The 16,416-nt window shown below is 68.4% G+C and carries 14 protein-coding genes; 11 read left to right on the top strand and 3 right to left on the bottom strand.

The window, feature by feature from the left end; translation table 11 throughout:
• Positions 1-60 precede the first annotated feature (60 nt).
• Together adh and BWI15_RS33975 are read left to right on the top strand one after the other, a co-directional pair.
• The gene (gene adh, locus BWI15_RS33980; RefSeq protein ID WP_077018586.1) at positions 61-1,584 is read left to right on the top strand and encodes an aldehyde dehydrogenase; all 1,524 of its coding nucleotides are present in this window, start codon (positions 61-63) and stop codon (positions 1,582-1,584) included.
• Between the two features lie 8 nt (positions 1,585-1,592).
• Complete coding sequence (locus tag BWI15_RS33975; protein ID WP_077018585.1) at positions 1,593-1,970, top strand: DUF779 domain-containing protein; 378 nt, start codon at positions 1,593-1,595, stop codon at positions 1,968-1,970.
• A gap of 47 nt (positions 1,971-2,017) precedes the next feature.
• Here BWI15_RS33975 and BWI15_RS33970 read toward each other — a convergent pair whose 3' ends face one another.
• The gene (locus BWI15_RS33970) at positions 2,018-2,533 is read right to left on the bottom strand and encodes a hypothetical protein (RefSeq protein WP_077018584.1); all 516 of its coding nucleotides are present in this window, start codon (positions 2,531-2,533) and stop codon (positions 2,018-2,020) included.
• A 205-nt stretch (positions 2,534-2,738) separates the two neighbouring features.
• Between BWI15_RS33970 and BWI15_RS33965 the strand changes: the two genes are divergently transcribed.
• Complete coding sequence (locus BWI15_RS33965) at positions 2,739-3,941, top strand: S53 family peptidase (protein ID WP_202817790.1); 1,203 nt, start codon at positions 2,739-2,741, stop codon at positions 3,939-3,941.
• A 45-nt stretch (positions 3,942-3,986) separates the two neighbouring features.
• On the opposite strand, the gene BWI15_RS33960 is transcribed toward BWI15_RS33965, so the two are convergent.
• A complete protein-coding gene (locus BWI15_RS33960; RefSeq protein WP_077018582.1) occupies positions 3,987-4,406 on the bottom strand; it encodes an RbsD/FucU family protein in 420 nt (139 codons plus the stop codon).
• A 289-nt stretch (positions 4,407-4,695) separates the two neighbouring features.
• On the opposite strand from BWI15_RS33960, the gene BWI15_RS33955 reads away from it, so the two are divergent.
• The 8 genes from BWI15_RS33955 to BWI15_RS33920 all read left to right on the top strand — a co-directional run bounded on the left by BWI15_RS33955 (position 4,696) and on the right by BWI15_RS33920 (position 15,429).
• Complete coding sequence (locus BWI15_RS33955; protein ID WP_237771581.1) at positions 4,696-7,545, top strand: M36 family metallopeptidase; 2,850 nt, start codon at positions 4,696-4,698, stop codon at positions 7,543-7,545.
• Positions 7,546-7,754: 209 nt separating this feature from the next.
• Positions 7,755-8,093: a DUF6204 family protein gene (locus BWI15_RS33950; protein WP_077018580.1), complete on the top strand. Its 339-nt coding sequence runs from the start codon at positions 7,755-7,757 to the stop codon at positions 8,091-8,093.
• A 62-nt stretch (positions 8,094-8,155) separates the two neighbouring features.
• Entirely contained in the window at positions 8,156-9,346 is a 1,191-nt protein-coding gene (locus tag BWI15_RS33945; RefSeq protein WP_077018579.1) for a TRAFAC clade GTPase domain-containing protein, read from the top strand.
• Positions 9,343-9,744: a hypothetical protein gene (locus BWI15_RS33940; RefSeq protein ID WP_143466068.1), complete on the top strand. Its 402-nt coding sequence runs from the start codon at positions 9,343-9,345 to the stop codon at positions 9,742-9,744. Before BWI15_RS33945 ends, BWI15_RS33940 begins: the two co-directional genes overlap by 4 nt.
• Positions 9,745-9,814: 70 nt before the next feature.
• Entirely contained in the window at positions 9,815-11,977 is a 2,163-nt protein-coding gene (locus tag BWI15_RS33935; RefSeq protein WP_077018578.1) for a (Fe-S)-binding protein, read from the top strand.
• 88 nt (positions 11,978-12,065) lie between these two features.
• Complete coding sequence (locus BWI15_RS33930; RefSeq protein ID WP_077018577.1) at positions 12,066-12,878, top strand: hypothetical protein; 813 nt, start codon at positions 12,066-12,068, stop codon at positions 12,876-12,878.
• Between the two features lie 84 nt (positions 12,879-12,962).
• Positions 12,963-14,546 (top strand): alkaline phosphatase D family protein, encoded by a 1,584-nt coding sequence (locus BWI15_RS33925; protein ID WP_077018576.1) that lies wholly within the window; start codon positions 12,963-12,965, stop codon positions 14,544-14,546.
• A gap of 10 nt (positions 14,547-14,556) precedes the next feature.
• Positions 14,557-15,429 carry a galactose-binding domain-containing protein gene (locus BWI15_RS33920; protein WP_077018575.1) on the top strand — a complete coding sequence of 291 codons (873 nt, stop codon included), beginning with the start codon at positions 14,557-14,559 and terminating at the stop codon, positions 15,427-15,429.
• A 68-nt stretch (positions 15,430-15,497) separates the two neighbouring features.
• Here the strand turns inward: BWI15_RS33920 and BWI15_RS33915 are convergent, their stop codons facing one another.
• The gene (locus BWI15_RS33915) at positions 15,498-16,361 is read right to left on the bottom strand and encodes an FG-GAP repeat domain-containing protein (RefSeq protein WP_077018574.1); all 864 of its coding nucleotides are present in this window, start codon (positions 16,359-16,361) and stop codon (positions 15,498-15,500) included.
• Between the last annotated feature and the right edge of the window lie 55 nt (positions 16,362-16,416).

Below are 16,416 nucleotides of genomic sequence, written 5' to 3'. Positions count from 1 at the left end.
GATGCAACGTCGCCGTGCGTAGGTTGCGGGAGCACCGGCACCGCAGGAGCAGGAGGACCAATGACGATCTACGCCGCTCCCGGGCACGAAGGCAGCCCGGTCACCTACAAGTCCCGCTACGACCACTTCATCGGTGGTGAATGGGTCCCACCGGTCAAGGGCGGGTACTTCGAGAACCCGACGCCGGTGACCGGTGAGAACTTCACCGAGATCGCCCGGGGCACCTCCGACGACGTCGAGGCCGCCCTGGACGCCGCGCACGGCGCCGCGCCCGGCTGGGGCCGGACGTCGCCGAGCGAGCGGGCGAACATCCTGAACAAGATCGCCGACCGGATCGAGGACAACCTCGAACTGCTCGCGGTCGCCGAGACCTGGGACAACGGCAAGGCGGTGCGCGAGACGCTGGCCGCCGACATGCCGCTGGCGATCGACCACTTCCGGTACTTCGCCGGCGCGCTGCGGGCCCAGGAGGGCTCGATCTCGCAGGTCGACGACGACATGGTCGCCTACCACTTCCACGAGCCGCTCGGGGTGGTCGCCCAGATCATCCCGTGGAACTTCCCGATCCTGATGGCGACCTGGAAGCTCGCCCCGGCACTGGCGGCCGGCAACGCCGTCGTCCTGAAGCCGGCCGAGCAGACCCCGGCCTCGATCCACGTGCTGATGGAGCTGATCGCCGACCTGCTGCCGCCGGGCGTGCTGAACATCGTCAACGGCTTCGGCGTCGAGGCCGGCAAACCGCTTGCCTCCAGCAACAGAGTGGCCAAGGTCGCGTTCACTGGTGAGACCACGACCGGCCGGCTGATCATGCAGTACGCCTCGGAGAACATCATCCCGGTCACCTTGGAGCTCGGCGGCAAGAGCCCCAACATCTTCTTCGCCGACGTCGCCGCGAGCAAGGACAACTTCTACGACAAGGCGCTCGAGGGCTTCACGATGTTCGCGCTCAACCAGGGCGAGGTCTGCACCTGTCCGTCGCGGGCGTTGATCCAGGGCAGCATCTACGACGAGTTCCTGGCCGACGCGACCGCGCGCACCGAGGCGGTCAAGCAGGGCAACCCGCTGGACACCGAGACGATGATGGGCGCGCAGGCCAGCAACGACCAGTACGAGAAGATCCTGTCCTACATCGACATCGGCAAGGCCGAGGGCGCCAAGGTGATCACCGGCGGCGAGAAGGCCGATCTCGGCGGCGACCTGAGCGGCGGCTACTACATCCGGCCGACGATCTTCGAGGGCGACAACAAGATGCGGATCTTCCAGGAGGAGATCTTCGGGCCGGTCGTGTCGGTGACCCGGTTCGACGACTACGCCGACGCGCTGAAGATCGCCAACGACACCCTGTACGGACTGGGCGCCGGGGTCTGGTCGCGCGACATCAACACGGCGTACCGGGCCGGGCGGGAGATCCAGGCCGGCCGGGTCTGGACCAACTGCTACCACGCCTACCCGGCGCACGCGGCGTTCGGCGGCTACAAGAACTCCGGCATCGGCCGGGAGAACCACAAGATGATGCTCGACCACTACCAGCAGACCAAGAACCTGCTGGTCAGCTACTCGCCCGACCGCGCCGGATTCTTCTAGGCCGCGTGATGGTCGACAGGGTGTCGTACACGGAGGCGGCGGCGGACCTGCTCCGCCGCCTCACCGAGCTGCACGGGCCGCTGATGTTCCACCAGTCCGGCGGCTGCTGCGACGGCAGTTCGCCGATGTGCTACCCCGACGGCGAGTTCAGGACCGGCGCGGCCGACGTCCACCTGGGCGACCTGGCCGTCGACGGCCTGGACAAGCCGATCGGCTTCTGGATGTCGGCCAACCAGTACGAGTACTGGAAGCACACCCACCTGACCGTCGACGTGGTCAAGGGCCGCGGCAGCGGCTTCTCCGTCGAAGCGCCCGAGGGCGTGCGTTTCCTGATCAGGTCCCGCCTGTTCAACGACCAGGAGTCGAGGGAGCTCGGACTCCTCTGAAGCGAGTGCCGACCGTCCGGTGGCGTTGCCGGACGGCCGGCACTCTTCTACGCCCGGACGCCGTGCTCCAGTACGGCGGCGTAGATGTCGGTCCCGCCGATCAGCTCGGGATATCCCGGACACTCGTGCTTGAGCCGCAGGATCGCCTCGCGCTGCTCGCCGCTGATCCGCTGCAACCGCACCGCGTCCGCCACCTGGGGCCGGTCCACTTCGTGGATCCAGAAGGTCAGATCGACCTTCCACTCCCCCACCTGCAGTACGGCGTAGAACCGCTCGTCGGTCGGTCGCGGCGTCGGCCGGCGATCACCGCGCTCGTCACGCACGTCGGCCGACAGCAGCTCACACCGCTCGGCCAGCGCCGCCAGCCCGGCCAGGACGCCGCTCGTCGTTGCACCCGGCGCGTCGAACATGACGTCGAGATCGCGCAGCACCAGCAGCCCGGACCTCGCGCTGCCGATGAGTTGCGGCGGGCCGTAGCCCGGAAAGGCCGTCGCCAGGTCCAGCTGGTCGAGGAGCCGGAACGCTTCGGCCTGAAGCGCGGCCGCCTGGTCGGTGAGCTGCATGGATCGACCGTACAGGTGAAGTCAGGGGGAATCCTTCGGCACCCGATGGAACCCGGAAAATCACCGCGCTTCCGCGGAAAAACGAACGTCACGGAGGCCTCGCGCGCAGCCCACCCATGACATTTGTCGTGGCTGTGATCGCTGGATCCCGCAGTGTGAGCGGGCGGACGATTTCGGGCACCAACCCCCAGCTCGAGGAGTTCTGTTGAGACAACGGATTCTCGTGTCCGCCCTGGGCGCCGGAGCACTCGCCGTCGCAGGACTGACCGTCCAGCTCACCGGGGCGGCCGCCGCGCCCTCCCCGTACACCGCCGGAAAGCACGCCACCGAACTGTGCGCGGCCCCGGCCTCCGCTCACGCCGCGACCTGCAACGCGCTCAAGCTCGTGGACGACAAAGGCGTCACGCCGGCCACCACCACCCCACCCGCGACCGGCCTGACACCAGCCGGTTTGCGCGACGCGTACAAGCTGACCGGCCTCAGCGCCGCCGGCCGGACCGTCGCCATCGTCGACGCCTACGGCTACCCGAACCTGGAACGCGACCTCGGCGTCTACCGCGCCCAGTTCGGCCTCCCAGCCTGTACGACGGCCAACGGCTGCCTGCGCGTCATCAACCAGACCGGCGGGACGACCGCGCCGCGGTTCGACGCCGGCTGGGCCGGTGAGCAGGCGCTCGACGTCGACGCCGTGTCGGCCACCGCACCGGACGCGAAGATCCTCGTCGTGCAGGCGAACAGCGCGAGCTTCGCCGACCTGGGCACCGCCGTCGTGACCGCATCCAAGCAGCCCGGTGTGGTCGCCATCTCCAACAGCTACAGCGGCGGCGACGTCTCCGACGCCGCCTACGGCTCGTACTACAACCACCCGGGCATCGCGATCACCGCCTCGACCGGCGACAAGGGCTATCAGGGCGCGCCGTACCCGGCCGCCTCGGCGTACGTGACCGGCGTCGGCGGTACGTCGCTCGCCCGGTCGAGCACCACCCGCGGCTGGACCGAGACCGCGTGGAGCGGTGCGGGCTCGGGCTGCTCGGCGTACAACAGCGCGCTCACCGTGGCCGCGTCGTACGACACCGGGTGCGCCAAGCGGGCCGGCGCCGACGTCTCCGCGGCCGCCGACCCGAACACCGGTGGCATGGCGATCTACTACCCGACCACCAAGTCGAGTTCGACCTGGGCCCAGTTCGGCGGCACGAGCGAGTCGGCTCCGATCATCGCGGCCGTCTACGCCCTGTCCGGCAACACCGCCGGCTACCCGAACTCGATTCCGTACACCAACCCAGGAGCGCTGTTCGACGTGACCAGCGGCAGCAACGGGACCTGTCCCACGACCCAGTGGTGCACGGCTCGCACCGGCTGGGACGGACCGACCGGCCTCGGTACGCCGAACGGCGCCGGCGCCTTCTGAGCGAACAAGCAAGGGCGGGCCTGACGAGGTCCGCTCTTGCTTTCGTCAGGACGCGTTGACGACTCCCAGCGTCAGCAGGATGTTCGCGTACAACCGCTGCTCGCCCGTCGCTACGGCGACAGCCAGCTCCGGGCCGCGGGCGGTGGCGTAGAAGTCGGTGCGGGACAGCGGCTGCAGCGGCGTACCGGGTAGGAGCTCGCGGAAACGTTCGTAGACGTCCGGCTCCTCGCCGGTCTCGGTCGCCATCACCCGGGCCGCCTCCACCGGTACGACGCCGAGCAGCGTCTCCAGCACGTCGTCCACCGGGATCTGCCCGGGCCGCAGGTTGAGCCAGATCGTCTCGGCGGCCGGCGCGACGGCGGTGGCGTACGGATAGTTGCCGTCAGCAAGCAGTACGACGGAGCCGTGGCCGGCCCGGGCCAGGGCCCCGAGCAACGGTGGATGGATCAGCGGGTAACGCAGCACCAGGGTCCTCGCAGGCGTTCGGCGACGATACCGGTTCAGCGTAGAGGTGAACACCCTGCGCTCTCGCGTGATTGCGCAGTGCGACGAATGCGGTTACTGCCCGTTCCGCTGCGTACACGAAGGACAACCCTCGTCTCGACATATTTGTGCCCAATTCTCTTCCGCCCGGCCGGGCGGACGCTTAGGGTCGGCCCGGACGAGTCGTGGAGGGCGACTCGCGCAGACAACTTCATGGAGCGTTGCTGTGAAAGTTTCAGGCAAAGGGCGGGGGCTCCTGGCAGTCTCTGCCGTGTCCGCCACCGCCCTACTGGCCGTGACCGCCGGCGGCGGCGCCTCGGCCGCCACCGCCACCCCCGACGCCGGCGACGAGCACAGCCCGTCGATCGCCTCGAAGGAACGCAAGGGCAACTTCGACGCCCGCACCCCGAGCTCGCGGGCCAGCATCGCGCGCGCCGCGAAGGTGGTCGGCAAGGACACCCCGGCAGCGGAGAAGTTCCGCGACTCGCTCGGCAGCCAGGGCGTCGTCGGCATCGACGAGAACACCGGTACGCCGTCGCAGGTGACCAAGCTCAACGGCTTCCTCACCCCCGCGAGCTCGAAGAAGGCCACCCAGGTCGCGCTGGACTACATCAAGGCGCACCCCGAGGTCTTCAAGCTGTCCGAGTCGGACCTGGGCACCCTCAAGCTCCGCAAGGACTACGTCGACGACCTGGGCACCCACCACATCTCCTGGGTGCAGGTGGTCGACGGTCTCGAGGTGTTCGGCAACGGCGTCAAGGCCAACGTCACCAAGGACGGCAAGCTGGTCTCCGTCCAGGGCGCGCCGGTGGCCGGGCTGGTCGCCCAGGCGCAGACGCGCAAGGCCGCCGCGAAGCTGACCGCCGCCGCGGCCCGCAGCGCCGCCGCCGAGGACATCGGCGGGACCGCGAAGAGCGCCACCGCCAAGGCGTCGGGCGCGACCACGACCTGGAGCAACGGCGACTGGGCCAAGCCGGTCTGGTTCCACACCGCCGACGGCCTGCGCAAGGGCTGGTCGACGTACACCAACGCCGGTGGTTCGCTGATCTACACCCACGTCATCGACGCCCAGACCGGCGCGCTGCTGTACCGGCGCGACCTGTCCAGCAACGGTGTCGGCGACGCGCTGGTGCAGGACAACTACCCGGGCGCGGCCAAGGGCGGCACGCAGCGCACCGAGAACCTGATCTACAACAAGTGGCTGCCGAAGAACGCCAAGACGCTGCTCGAGGGCACCTCGGTCGCGGCCTGGGCCGACGTGAACGACGACAACCAGCCGAACGCCGGCGAGACGGTCAAGGTCCCCGGGACGCCGACCTCGTCGCAGTACAAGCTGGTGCCGTTCCAGTCCAACCCGCTGTGCTCGGCGACGTTCGTCTGCACCTGGGACCCGGCCAAGCCGGACTCCTGGAAGACGAACATGAACCAGGACGTCACCAACGGCTTCTACCTGGCCAGCAACTTCCACGACTGGCTGGCCAAGCCGCCGATCAGCTTCACCGCGGCGGCCGGCAACTTCGAGACCGCCGGCGGCGACCCCGTGCTGCTGAACGCGCTGGACGGCGCGGCCACCGGTGCCGACGGCGGCCCGGACGGCAACCACGTCAACAACGCGAACATGAACACCCCGCCGGACGGCACCCCGCCGACCATGCAGATGTACCTGTTCGGAACCGCCGGCGACAACACCACGGTGCCGAGCAGCTCCTCGAACGCGGCCGACATCCTGTACCACGAGTACACCCACGGCCTGTCGAACCGCCTGGTCGTCGACGCGACCGGCAACTCGACGCTGAACAGCATCCAGGCCGGCTCGATGGGTGAGGCGTGGAGCGACTTCTACGCGCTCGACTACCTGGTCTCGCACGGTCTGGAGAAGGACACCACCGCTCCGGGCGAGGTGCTGGAGGGCAAGTACGTCACCGGCGGCGGCACCATCCGGACCCAGGCGAACGACTGCCGGGTGAGGGCTGTCGCGCCGGCCTGCGTCGGCATCGATGGTTCGAAGGGTGGCTACACCTACGGCGACTTCCCGACCATCGGCGGTACGCCGGAGGTGCACTCCTCCGGTGAGGTCTGGGCGCAGACCCTGTGGGACCTGCGCGAGCGCTTCGGCCGGACCTACGCGCTGAGCATCATCACCCGCGCGATGGAGCTGTCCGCGAACGACCCGACCATGCTCGACATGCGCAACGCGATCGTGCAGGCCGACCTGATCGCCTCCGGCGGCAAGAACGCCAAGATCATCTGGCAGGTCTTCGCCAACCGCGGCATGGGCTGGTTCGCCGGCGTCCTGGACGGCGGCGACGCGCACCCGGTCGAGGACTTCCACCTCCCGCCGACCGGTACGACCACCACGATCAAGGGCAAGGTGACCGACAAGGACACCGGCGCTCCGGTGGCCGGCGCGCTGGTCTTCATCGGCGGTCACGCCTCGGGGTACGCCGGTGACTACTCGGCCGTCACCAAGGCCGACGGCAGCTACGCGATCGACAACGTCTTCCCCGGCAAGTACGGCAAGTTCGTCGTGTCCGGTGCGGGCTACGAGCTGCTCGGCAATCCGCTGACGGTCACCGCCGGCGGCACCACGGCGAACTTCGCGCCGCGGCGCAACTGGGCGGCGGCCTCCGGCGGCGGCTCGGTCGTCAAGTTCAACGGCCCGGACTTCACCCCGGCCTGCGGCCCGGCGTACGCGATCGACTCCAGCCAGGGCACCGGCTGGGGCAGCACCACCGGTGACGACAACGGCACGCCGACCGGCGTGATGATTCCGAAGCACATCGACATCAAGCTGCCGTCGGCGGTCACGGTGTCGAAGTTCTCGGTCGACCCGTCGAACACCTGCGGCGACCCGGGCAGCGCCTCGACCGGCAAGTACCGGATCGAGACCTCGCCCGACGGCACCACCTGGACCACCGCCCAGGAGGGCGAGTTCACCGCCGCCAACCGCGGCAAGTACACCGAACTCACCCCGTCCGCGGCGACCACGAACGTCCAGTACGTCCGCTTCTGGATGCTCAGCCCGCAGGTCCCCGACTTCGCCACGAACTGCCCGGCCGGCGCCTACGGCGGCTGCCAGTTCACCGACATGACGGAACTGCAGGTCTTCGGTACGAAGTAACACCCAGCAGGTAGAAGAAGGGCCCGGCCGAATCCCATCGGCCGGGCCCTTCGACGTACGAACGACAAGAGAGCAAGGACCAAAGACAAACACAGGGAAAGACAGAAGACAGAGTTAGGTTGGCGGATGGTTGGTGTCGGCGCGCATCTGTCCGTCGCCTGCCGAAAAATCGCGGGCATCCAGCTGGGGCCTGCTACTACAGTCCCGGCATGAGTTCAGAGGTCCGCACCTACCGCGTCGTCACCCGCGGCGAGTTCCAGAATCTGACCGACGCCCAGCGCGAGAAGCTTCGCGCCGAGGTCGATCAGCACGACCTGCTGCTGGCGGACTACACCGAAACTGGCACCCTCAGCTACGACGCCGAACTGCGCCCGTTCACCATCCGCTGCCAGGTCGTTCAGCCGGCCGACCGCCCCGACCAGGAAGCCGCCGACACCGGCGCCCTGGTCGCCCTCGAACTACTCTCCACCGCCGGCCTGGACCATCACCGTCTGCGAACCACAGCCACCTGCCTCGAAGACATGAAGATCAACCGCCGCCACAGGTAGAACTGCGATCCTCCTCCTGTACGACAGAGCGGTTGCGCCGAAGAGTGCGGTACGTTCCCGCCATGGCGAAATATCCCAGGATCCGCGAGCAGCACGTCGCCGTTTTCGGAGAGAGCGGCTCCGGGAAGACTGTGTTGGTTTCTTCGTTCTTCGGCCCGACGCAGGAGGGTTCGTACTCGAACGATCTCTGGGACCTCGTAGCGGACGACACCGGGCAGGGCAACCGGCTTTACCAGAACTACCTCGGCATGCGAGACCGGGGTAAGACGCCCTTGCCGACCCGGTTCGCGGCCACGACCTACTACTTCTCGGTGAAGCTCAAGGGCGCGGACAACGCGGCAGGAAAGCAGCGGCCGTTCGACTCTCTGCGACTCGCGTGGCACGACTACCCGGGGGAATGGTTCGAAGAATCGCCGAGCAGCGGGGAAGAGGCCGGCCGTCGGGTCGACACGTTCCGGTCACTGCTGGGTTCCGACGTCGCGCTCCTGCTGGTGGATGGTCAGAAGTTGCTGGACTACGCGGGCGAGGAGGAGCGGTACCTCAAGTCACTCCTGACGAACTTCCGTCAAGGGGTTCTGCGGCTCAAAGACGAACTGCTGACCGACGAGGACCGTCTGACCGAATTCCCCCGGATCTGGATCGTCGCGCTCTCGAAGGCGGATCTCTTCCCGGCCTGGAACGTGCACTCCTTTCGCGACCTGGTGATCGAGAAGGCTGCCGGTCACCTCGACGACCTGCGCTCTACGCTCCAGGACCTCGTGGACACACCGGAGGCACTGTCGGTGGGCGAGGACTTCATGCTGCTCTCGTCGGCCAAGTTCAAGCTCTCGGCAGCCGGCGCGGAGCCGACGGAGATCGATGTGACCCAACGGGTCGGACTTGATCTCATCTTGCCGGTGGCCTCGATGCTTCCCCTGGAGCGCCGGGTCCAGTGGAATGAGCGGATGGAGATCCCGCGGAGGGTACTGGACACCCTGGCGGACGGCGCCGAGACGCTGGCCTCAGTCCTGACCGACGAGAAGGGCTTCGGTGTCAGCCAACTGGTGTCGAAGCTGCCGAAGATCGGCCCTCTCGTCAGCAAGGCGGCCCTTCCCGCCCTCATTGCAGCCGCCAAGCTGGCTGGATCTCAACTCAGGGAGATGAACGCCCAGGCGCGGGAACACAAGGACTTCCTGACCGCGACGCTCACGCAGTTCAAGCTGGACCTGGAGCAAGGCGTCAAGGACAAGCTGCTGATCAAGAGCCTCAGGTGAGCGCTCAGATCCTGCCCGCGAGTCTTATCTGGGCCACCCGAGGGCGAGCCTGGGGATTTCGGTTCCTCCTCGACGGAGGGCGGTCCGACCCGCTTCCCGACTATGAGCGCAGCTTCGTGGGTCTCGAGGACGAGCCGGCGGCATGGCGTCGTGCCGTTGGGGCGGGCGCCCTGCGCTTCCCAGATCCGTTGGGACGCAAAGATGCGGCCGGCCGCGTGATCCCCCATGAGTTCGTCCTGTTCGGAGACCTGGCGGACGACATCCAATCGGCCGAGGACGGCCTGCAAAAAATCTGGCCGCTCGTCGCCGGCGCCTACGCCAGAGTCTGGGACGCCGCCTATCCCCCCTCGGTTGCTGACCTCATCTTCACCACTGAGGACAGTTCGGTACCAGAGTGAGACGGAACACGCGCGTGATGCGCCCCTCACCGACATGACTCGCCGGTAACCAACCAATAACATCGCTGGTATGCAGATCCTCGCCATCGTCGTCTCGCTAGCGATCGCCGCGGTCGGAGTCGCGTTGTTCGGGCGGACGATCGGACAGATCGTCTCCGTGATCAAGCTGGGGCAGCCGGCCCGGCGGACCGACCATCCGGGGCAGCGGACCGTGACCATGTTGCGGGAGACCCTCGGGCACACCCGCATGCTGCAGTGGAGTCACATCGGTGTGCTGCACTGGTTCGTCGCGGCCAGCTTCGTCGGCCTGATCCTCAGTCTGGTGACGGCGTTCGGGCAGCTGTTCGACGCGCACTTCGCGTTGCCGATCCTCGGGCACTGGGTGGTGTTCGAATGGGTCACCGAGATCCTCAGCTGGGCCGGCCTGCTGACGATCCTGGGGCTGATCGTGATCCGGCTGCGGCACCGGCCGACCGGGCCGGAGGGCCGGTACAGCCGGTTCTACGGCTCGCGGACCTGGCAGGGGTACTACGTCGAGTACACGATCCTCGGCGTGGTGATCTGCATCCTCGCCCTGCGCGCGCTGGAGTGGGGCCTGGCCTCCCAACTGGGTGAGGCCTCGCGCTGGCACTTCCCGCTGACCTGGTTCCTCGGCGAGGCGGTCGCCGGGTGGCCGGAGTCGCGGCTGGAGAACGGCATCTACCTGGTCGCGATGATCAAGATCCTGATCTCGTTCGCCTGGATGATCACGATCTCGCTGAACGCCACGATGGGCGTGGCCTGGCACCGGTTCACCGCCTGGCCGAACATCTGGTTCAAGCGCAAGGCCGACGGCGGGACGGCGCTCGGCGCGCTGCAGCCGATCAGCGTCAGCGGCAAGCCGATCGACTTCGAGAACATCGAGGAGCTGGACGAGGACTCACCGCTGGGCGTCGGCAAGGTCGAGGACTTCACCTGGAAGGGCCTGCTCGACTTCACCACCTGCACCGAGTGCGGCCGGTGCCAGTCGCAGTGCCCGGCCTGGAACACCGAGAAGCCCCTGTCGCCGAAGCTGATCGTGATGAACCTGCGGGAGAACGCCTACACCAAGGCGCCGTACCTGCTGGCGTCGTCCGACGAGGAGCGCAAGTCGCTGCCCGACCTGGTCCAGGCCGAGATGGAGCGCCCGCTGGTCGGTTCGCCCGACGTCGCGGTGATCGACGAGGACGCCCTGTGGGCCTGTACGTCGTGCGGCGCGTGCGTGCAGCAGTGCCCGGTCGACATCGAGCACGTCGACGCGATCATGGACATGCGCCGCTACCAGGTGCTGATCGAGTCGTCGTTCCCGTCCGAGCTCAACGGGCTGTTCAAGGGCCTGGAGAACAAGGGCAACCCGTGGAACATGAACCCGTCCGGCCGGATGGACTGGGCCAAGGACCTGCCGTTCGAGGTCAAGCAGGTCGGCACCGACGTGGAGACGCTGGCCGAGGTCGAGTACCTGTTCTGGGTCGGCTGCGCGGGCGCCTTCGAGGACCGGGCGAAGAAGACCACCCAGGCGGTCGCCGAGCTGCTGAACATCGCCGGCGTCAGCTTCGCCGTCCTGGGTGACGGCGAGACCTGCACCGGCGACCCGGCCCGGCGCGCGGGCAACGAGTTCGTCTTCCAGCAGCTGGCGATGCAGAACGCCGAGGTGTTCAAGGAGACCGGCGCGAAGAAGGTCGTCTCCACCTGCGCGCACTGCTTCAACACGCTGAAGAACGAGTACTCCCAGCTCGGCGTCGAGCTCGACGTCATCCACCACACCCAGCTGCTCAACCGGCTGGTCCGGGAGAAGAAGCTGACCCCGGTCGCACCGGCCGACAGCACGCTCAACGGGCAGAAGATCACCTACCACGACCCGTGTTACCTGGGCCGGCACAACCAGGTGTACGACGCCCCGCGCGAACTGCTGGAGATCATCCCCGGTGCCGAGTACGCCGAGATGCCGCGCAACAAGACGAAGTCGTTCTGCTGCGGCGCCGGCGGCGCGCGGATGTGGATGGAGGAGAAGATCGGCAGCCGGATCAACGTGAACCGGACCACCGAGGCGGTCGAGACCGGCGCGGACAAGATCGCCACCGGCTGCCCGTTCTGCCGGGTGATGCTGTCCGACGGCCTCACCGCCAAGCAGGCCGACGGAACGGCGCGCGAAGAGGTCGAGGTCAACGACGTCGCCCAGCTGCTGCTCGCCTCGGTCAAGCGCGGCGAGAGCTGACTGCCACTAGCTGCAACTCCCTTCCCAGGGTGTCGTCGAGCCCCGTAGGATCCGGCGTCTCGATTCACCCTGGGAGGGGAAACACACTGTGAGGTTTCGTTCACGGGCGGCTGCCGCTGTCGCCGCCCTGCCGCTGATCCTGGGCGCCACCGCATGCGGTGCCGGCTCGAACGACTCGGCGGTCACCGCGACGACGGACAGCATGCCCACGCCGGTCGTCACGCCGTCGGTCACCCCGTCGGCCGCCCCGCAGAAGGTCGTGCCGGCGCCGGTCCGGCTGAACCGCGTGACGTTCCTGCCGGCCATGAACACCGCGCTGGCCAAGCAGAAGAGCTACCGCATCACTGGCAGGATGACGGCCGGTGGCGAGGTGCTGATGACGACCACCGGGGTCCAGCAGACCACGCCGCCGGCGATGTCGATGTCGATGACCGGCGTGGCGTTCGGGGGCAAGACGGCCAAGATCGTGCTGGTCGGCAAAACGCTGTACATGTCGCTGCCCGGGGCGACGCCGACCGGCAAGTACGTCAAGATCGACTCATCCGACCCGTCGATGGCCCAGTTCGGCGAGCTGGCCGGCAGCGGTGACCCGACGAAGACGTTCAAGTCCTTCAAGGGCGCGCTGCGGGGAGTGAAGTTCGTGAAGTCCGAGACGATCGGTGGGGTGAAGCTCGACCGGTACGCCGTCACGGTCGACGCGGCCGCGGCGCTCAAGGCGCAGGGCAAGAAGGTCCCGGCCGGCGTGCCGACGACCGTGACGTACTCGATGTGGATGGACGACGACAAGATGGCCCGCCGGTTCTCCTTCGACCTGATGGGCATGAGCATGGTGATGACCATGGACCCGACGACGGCCCCGGTCGCGATCAAGGCCCCGGCCGCGAAGAACGTCGTCAACTGAGTCAACATCTTTCGTAGTCCCCGGTTCGCCGGTTCGTCGATTACCTGACACGGGTGCGATCACCGCACCTGGTCAGGTGATCCCGTGAAGACGAGTGAGCTGCTGGGCAGCACCCGGCGCGGATTCCTGACCGTGACGGGTGCGGCCGCCGCCCTGGCGCTGACCGGGTCCCTGCCCGAGATCGAGCGGGCCGACGCCGGCGCGACCGGCCGGCCGGACCGGCGTGACCCGTTCACGCTCGGCGTCGCGTCCGGTGATCCGCTGCCGGACGCGGTCGTCATCTGGACCCGGCTCGCTCCCGAGCCGCTGGCGCCGTTCGGTGGGATGGACCGGCGACCGGTCCAGGTGCAGTGGCAGGTCGCCGAGGACGAGCACTTCCGGCGCGTCGTCCGGCACGGCACCACCCAGGCCCGGCCCGAGGCGAGCCACTCCGTGCACGTCGACGTCCGCGGACTGCGGCCCTGGCGGCACTACTGGTACCGCTTCCGCGTCGCCGGCCACTACAGCCCGGCCGGCCGGACCCGCACCGCCCCGGCGTACGACGCGAGCGTCCCGGTGATGACGATGGCCTTCGCCTCCTGCCAGGCGTGGTGGGAGGGCTGGTACACGGCGTACGCCGATCTGGCGCGGCGCGAGCACGACGTGGTGTTCTTCCTCGGCGACTACATCTACGAGTTCGGCATCGACCGGGGCGTCCGGCCGCACTCGAACGAGGACTACGTGACCCGGGAGACGGTGACGCTGGACGAGTACCGCAACCGGTACGCGTCGTACAAGGTGGATCCTGATCTGCAGGCGGCGCACGCGTCGGCGCCCTGGGTGGTCACCCAGGACGATCACGAGGTCGTCAACAACTGGGCCGACGAGGCGCACCCGAGCGCGCCGCCCGCGCAGTTCCTGGTCCGCCGCGCGAACGCCTTCCGCGCGTACTGGGAGCACATGCCCCTGCGGCTCGCCCAGCTGCCCAAGGGCCCGGACATGCAGCTCTACCGACGGATCCGGTACGGACGGCTGGCGGAGTTCAGCGTGCTCGACACCCGGCAGTACCGCTCGGACCAGGCGTACGGCGACGGTTCGAAGCCGCCCGGCCCGGAGTCGCTCGACCCGGCCCGCACGCTCACCGGCGACGCGCAGGAACGCTGGCTGCTCGACGGCTGGACCGCGTCCCGGGCGCGCTGGAACGTGCTCGCCCAGCAGAACGCCCTGGCCCAGCTGGACGTGAAGGACGGGCCGGAGATCCTGGTCCCGATGGACACCTGGGACGGGTACGCCGCCTCCCGCGCCCGGGTGCTCGGCGGCGCGTACCGGCGCAAGGTCCGCAACCTGGTCTCGATCGGCGGCGACCTGCACCGCAGCGTCGCCTCCGACCTCAAGCTGGACTTCGCCGACCCGGACTCCCCGACCGTCGGCAGCGAGTTCGTCGGGACGTCGATCACGTCCGGGCTCGACGGTATGGACAACGACGCGGGCGGCCTGACGCTGCTGCGCGAGAACCCGCACATCAAGTTCGGCAACTTCCAGCGCGGTTACGTCAGCTGCACGATCACGCCGCGGCAGTGGATCTCCGACTACCGCGTGGTGGACCGCGTCACGGTCCCGAACGGCACCGTCAGCACCCGCGCGAAACTCCTCGTCGAGGACGGCCGCCCCGGAATCCAGACTGTCTGAGGAGACCCCGATGTCCCGCACCGCCCTCACCCTGACCGCCACGGTCGCCGCGACCGTGGTCGCCGCCACCACCTTTTCGATGCTCACGGCAACGACCTCGCCGGCCGGCCGGCCGAGCGGCGTCCAGGTGACGGCCAACCCGCAGCAGCTCAGCCTCGTGGGTCTGCCGTGCTTCCCGGCCCGGCTCGACCTCACCATGACCAACACCCAACCCGACAGCCGGTACGCCGACCTGACGCTCACCCCGACCGGTCCGTTGCAACTGTCCCGCGAGGTCTTCTCGTCGTACCTTCCCGCCACCGATCCCGACCAGCCGGTGAGCGCGCCGGTCGAGGTCCGGGTCCCGCGGGACGCCCAGCCCGGCCAGTACCGGATCGACCTGGAGGCCGACGGCACCAAGGTCTCCGTCCCGGTCCAGGTCGAGCCGTTGCCGCCGAAGACGCCCGGCAGCAACGTCGCACTCGGCGAGCAGGCCACCGCCTCCTCGACGCACGGCAACTTCGCCGTCTGCGGCGCGGTCGACGGCGACAAGGACTCCGAGCACTGGGACACCCTCACCGGCTGGAACGACGGCACCCGGGCAGTGTTCCCCGACACCTACGACGTCGCGCTCGCCACCTCGACGACCATCAATCGCGTCGAGCTCTACACCCTCGACTCCGCCAAGTACCCGGCCGCGTCGAACGGGTTGCGCGACTGGGACGTCCAGGTCCGCTCCGGCATCAACGACTGGCGCACGGTGGCCGAGGTCCGCGGCAACACCCTCGGCCACGTCACCTCGACCTTCGCCCCTGTTGCGGCCGACGCCGTGCGCATCCTCGCGCTGGCGGGCAACGGCAACACCTACTCCCGCATCGTCGAGCTCGAGGTCTACGGCGGCTGATTCGATCCGGCCGGTCGCGCTGGTGGCGACCGACCGGATCGGCAGGAACCTCGCTGCCGGACGGGCGGCTACGAAGCCGGCGTACCCGAATCGTCGGAGTGGAGGTACCAGATGCCGTTGGACGGCCTCCAGACCACGTGGTCGTCGGCACTGCCGCCCAGGTAGTCGGCCGGCAGCGGCACGTCTCCGTCCAGGCCCCAGGTGACGTTGGTGCCGCCCCGGACGAACCACACACCGGTCGACGGCCGGAACGTGGTCGGTTCGGCCTTGCCGTCACCGTCGAAGTCGCCCGGCGCCGGGACGTCGCCCGTCAGTCCCCAGGCGATCGGTGCTGCGGCACCCCGGACGAACCACTGCCCGGTGGCGGGCCGATAGACGGCGATGTCGCTGTGCCCGTCGGCCAGGTAGTCGGCCGGAACCGGCACGTCGTCGGCAGCACCCCAGACGATCGGCGAGAAGACGTCCGGGATGTACCAGGTACCGGTGGACGGCCGGAAAATCCCCGGTTCGGCGGAAATGTCATCGATGTAGTCCGACGGAACCGGCAGGTCATTGGTCTCGCCCCAGACGAATTGACCGATTCCCCTGATGTACCAGTAACCGTTCGACGGCCGGAACAATGCGAGCTCGGCGCGACCGTCGCCGTCGTAGTCGGCGGGAACAGGAATGTCCCCGGCCTGGCCGAACTGGATGGGACTGGCGCCCCGGACGTACCACGTCCCGGTGCTCGGCCGGAACACCGCCAGATCGACCTTCCCGTCGCCCACGTAGTTGCGGGGCACCGGCAGATCCCCGGACTGGCCCCACGGAATCGCCTGGGTGACGACTCGCACGTCAGCGCGTGCGGCTGGTTCGGCGTGGGCCGTCGTGGCCAGCCCGGCAGCGGCGGACGCCGCCGCCACCAGACCGACGATCGCAGGTTTGCAGCGCATTCGGAATTCCCCCTTGAAAAGACATGACGGCAGAGTCGCCGATCGATCTTTTCGC

Origin of the sequence: Kribbella sp. ALI-6-A, assembly GCF_001984195.1 — a bacterium.
Taxonomy (GTDB): domain Bacteria; phylum Actinomycetota; class Actinomycetes; order Propionibacteriales; family Kribbellaceae; genus Kribbella.
The sequence above is the reverse complement of the archived record's forward strand: the minus strand, read 5'-3'. Positions and strand labels throughout refer to the sequence as shown.

Coding starts and splice junctions, on each gene's coding strand:
- adh (WP_077018586.1), top strand. CDS start 61: ATGACGATCTACGCCGCTCCCGGGCACGAAGGCAGCCCGGTCACCTAC.
- BWI15_RS33975 (WP_077018585.1), top strand. CDS start 1,593: ATGGTCGACAGGGTGTCGTACACGGAGGCGGCGGCGGACCTGCTCCGC.
- BWI15_RS33970 (WP_077018584.1), bottom strand. CDS start 2,533: ATGCAGCTCACCGACCAGGCGGCCGCGCTTCAGGCCGAAGCGTTCCGG.
- BWI15_RS33950 (WP_077018580.1), top strand. CDS start 7,755: ATGAGTTCAGAGGTCCGCACCTACCGCGTCGTCACCCGCGGCGAGTTC.
- BWI15_RS33945 (WP_077018579.1), top strand. CDS start 8,156: ATGGCGAAATATCCCAGGATCCGCGAGCAGCACGTCGCCGTTTTCGGA.
- BWI15_RS33935 (WP_077018578.1), top strand. CDS start 9,815: ATGCAGATCCTCGCCATCGTCGTCTCGCTAGCGATCGCCGCGGTCGGA.
- BWI15_RS33920 (WP_077018575.1), top strand. CDS start 14,557: ATGTCCCGCACCGCCCTCACCCTGACCGCCACGGTCGCCGCGACCGTG.
- BWI15_RS33915 (WP_077018574.1), bottom strand. CDS start 16,361: ATGCGCTGCAAACCTGCGATCGTCGGTCTGGTGGCGGCGGCGTCCGCC.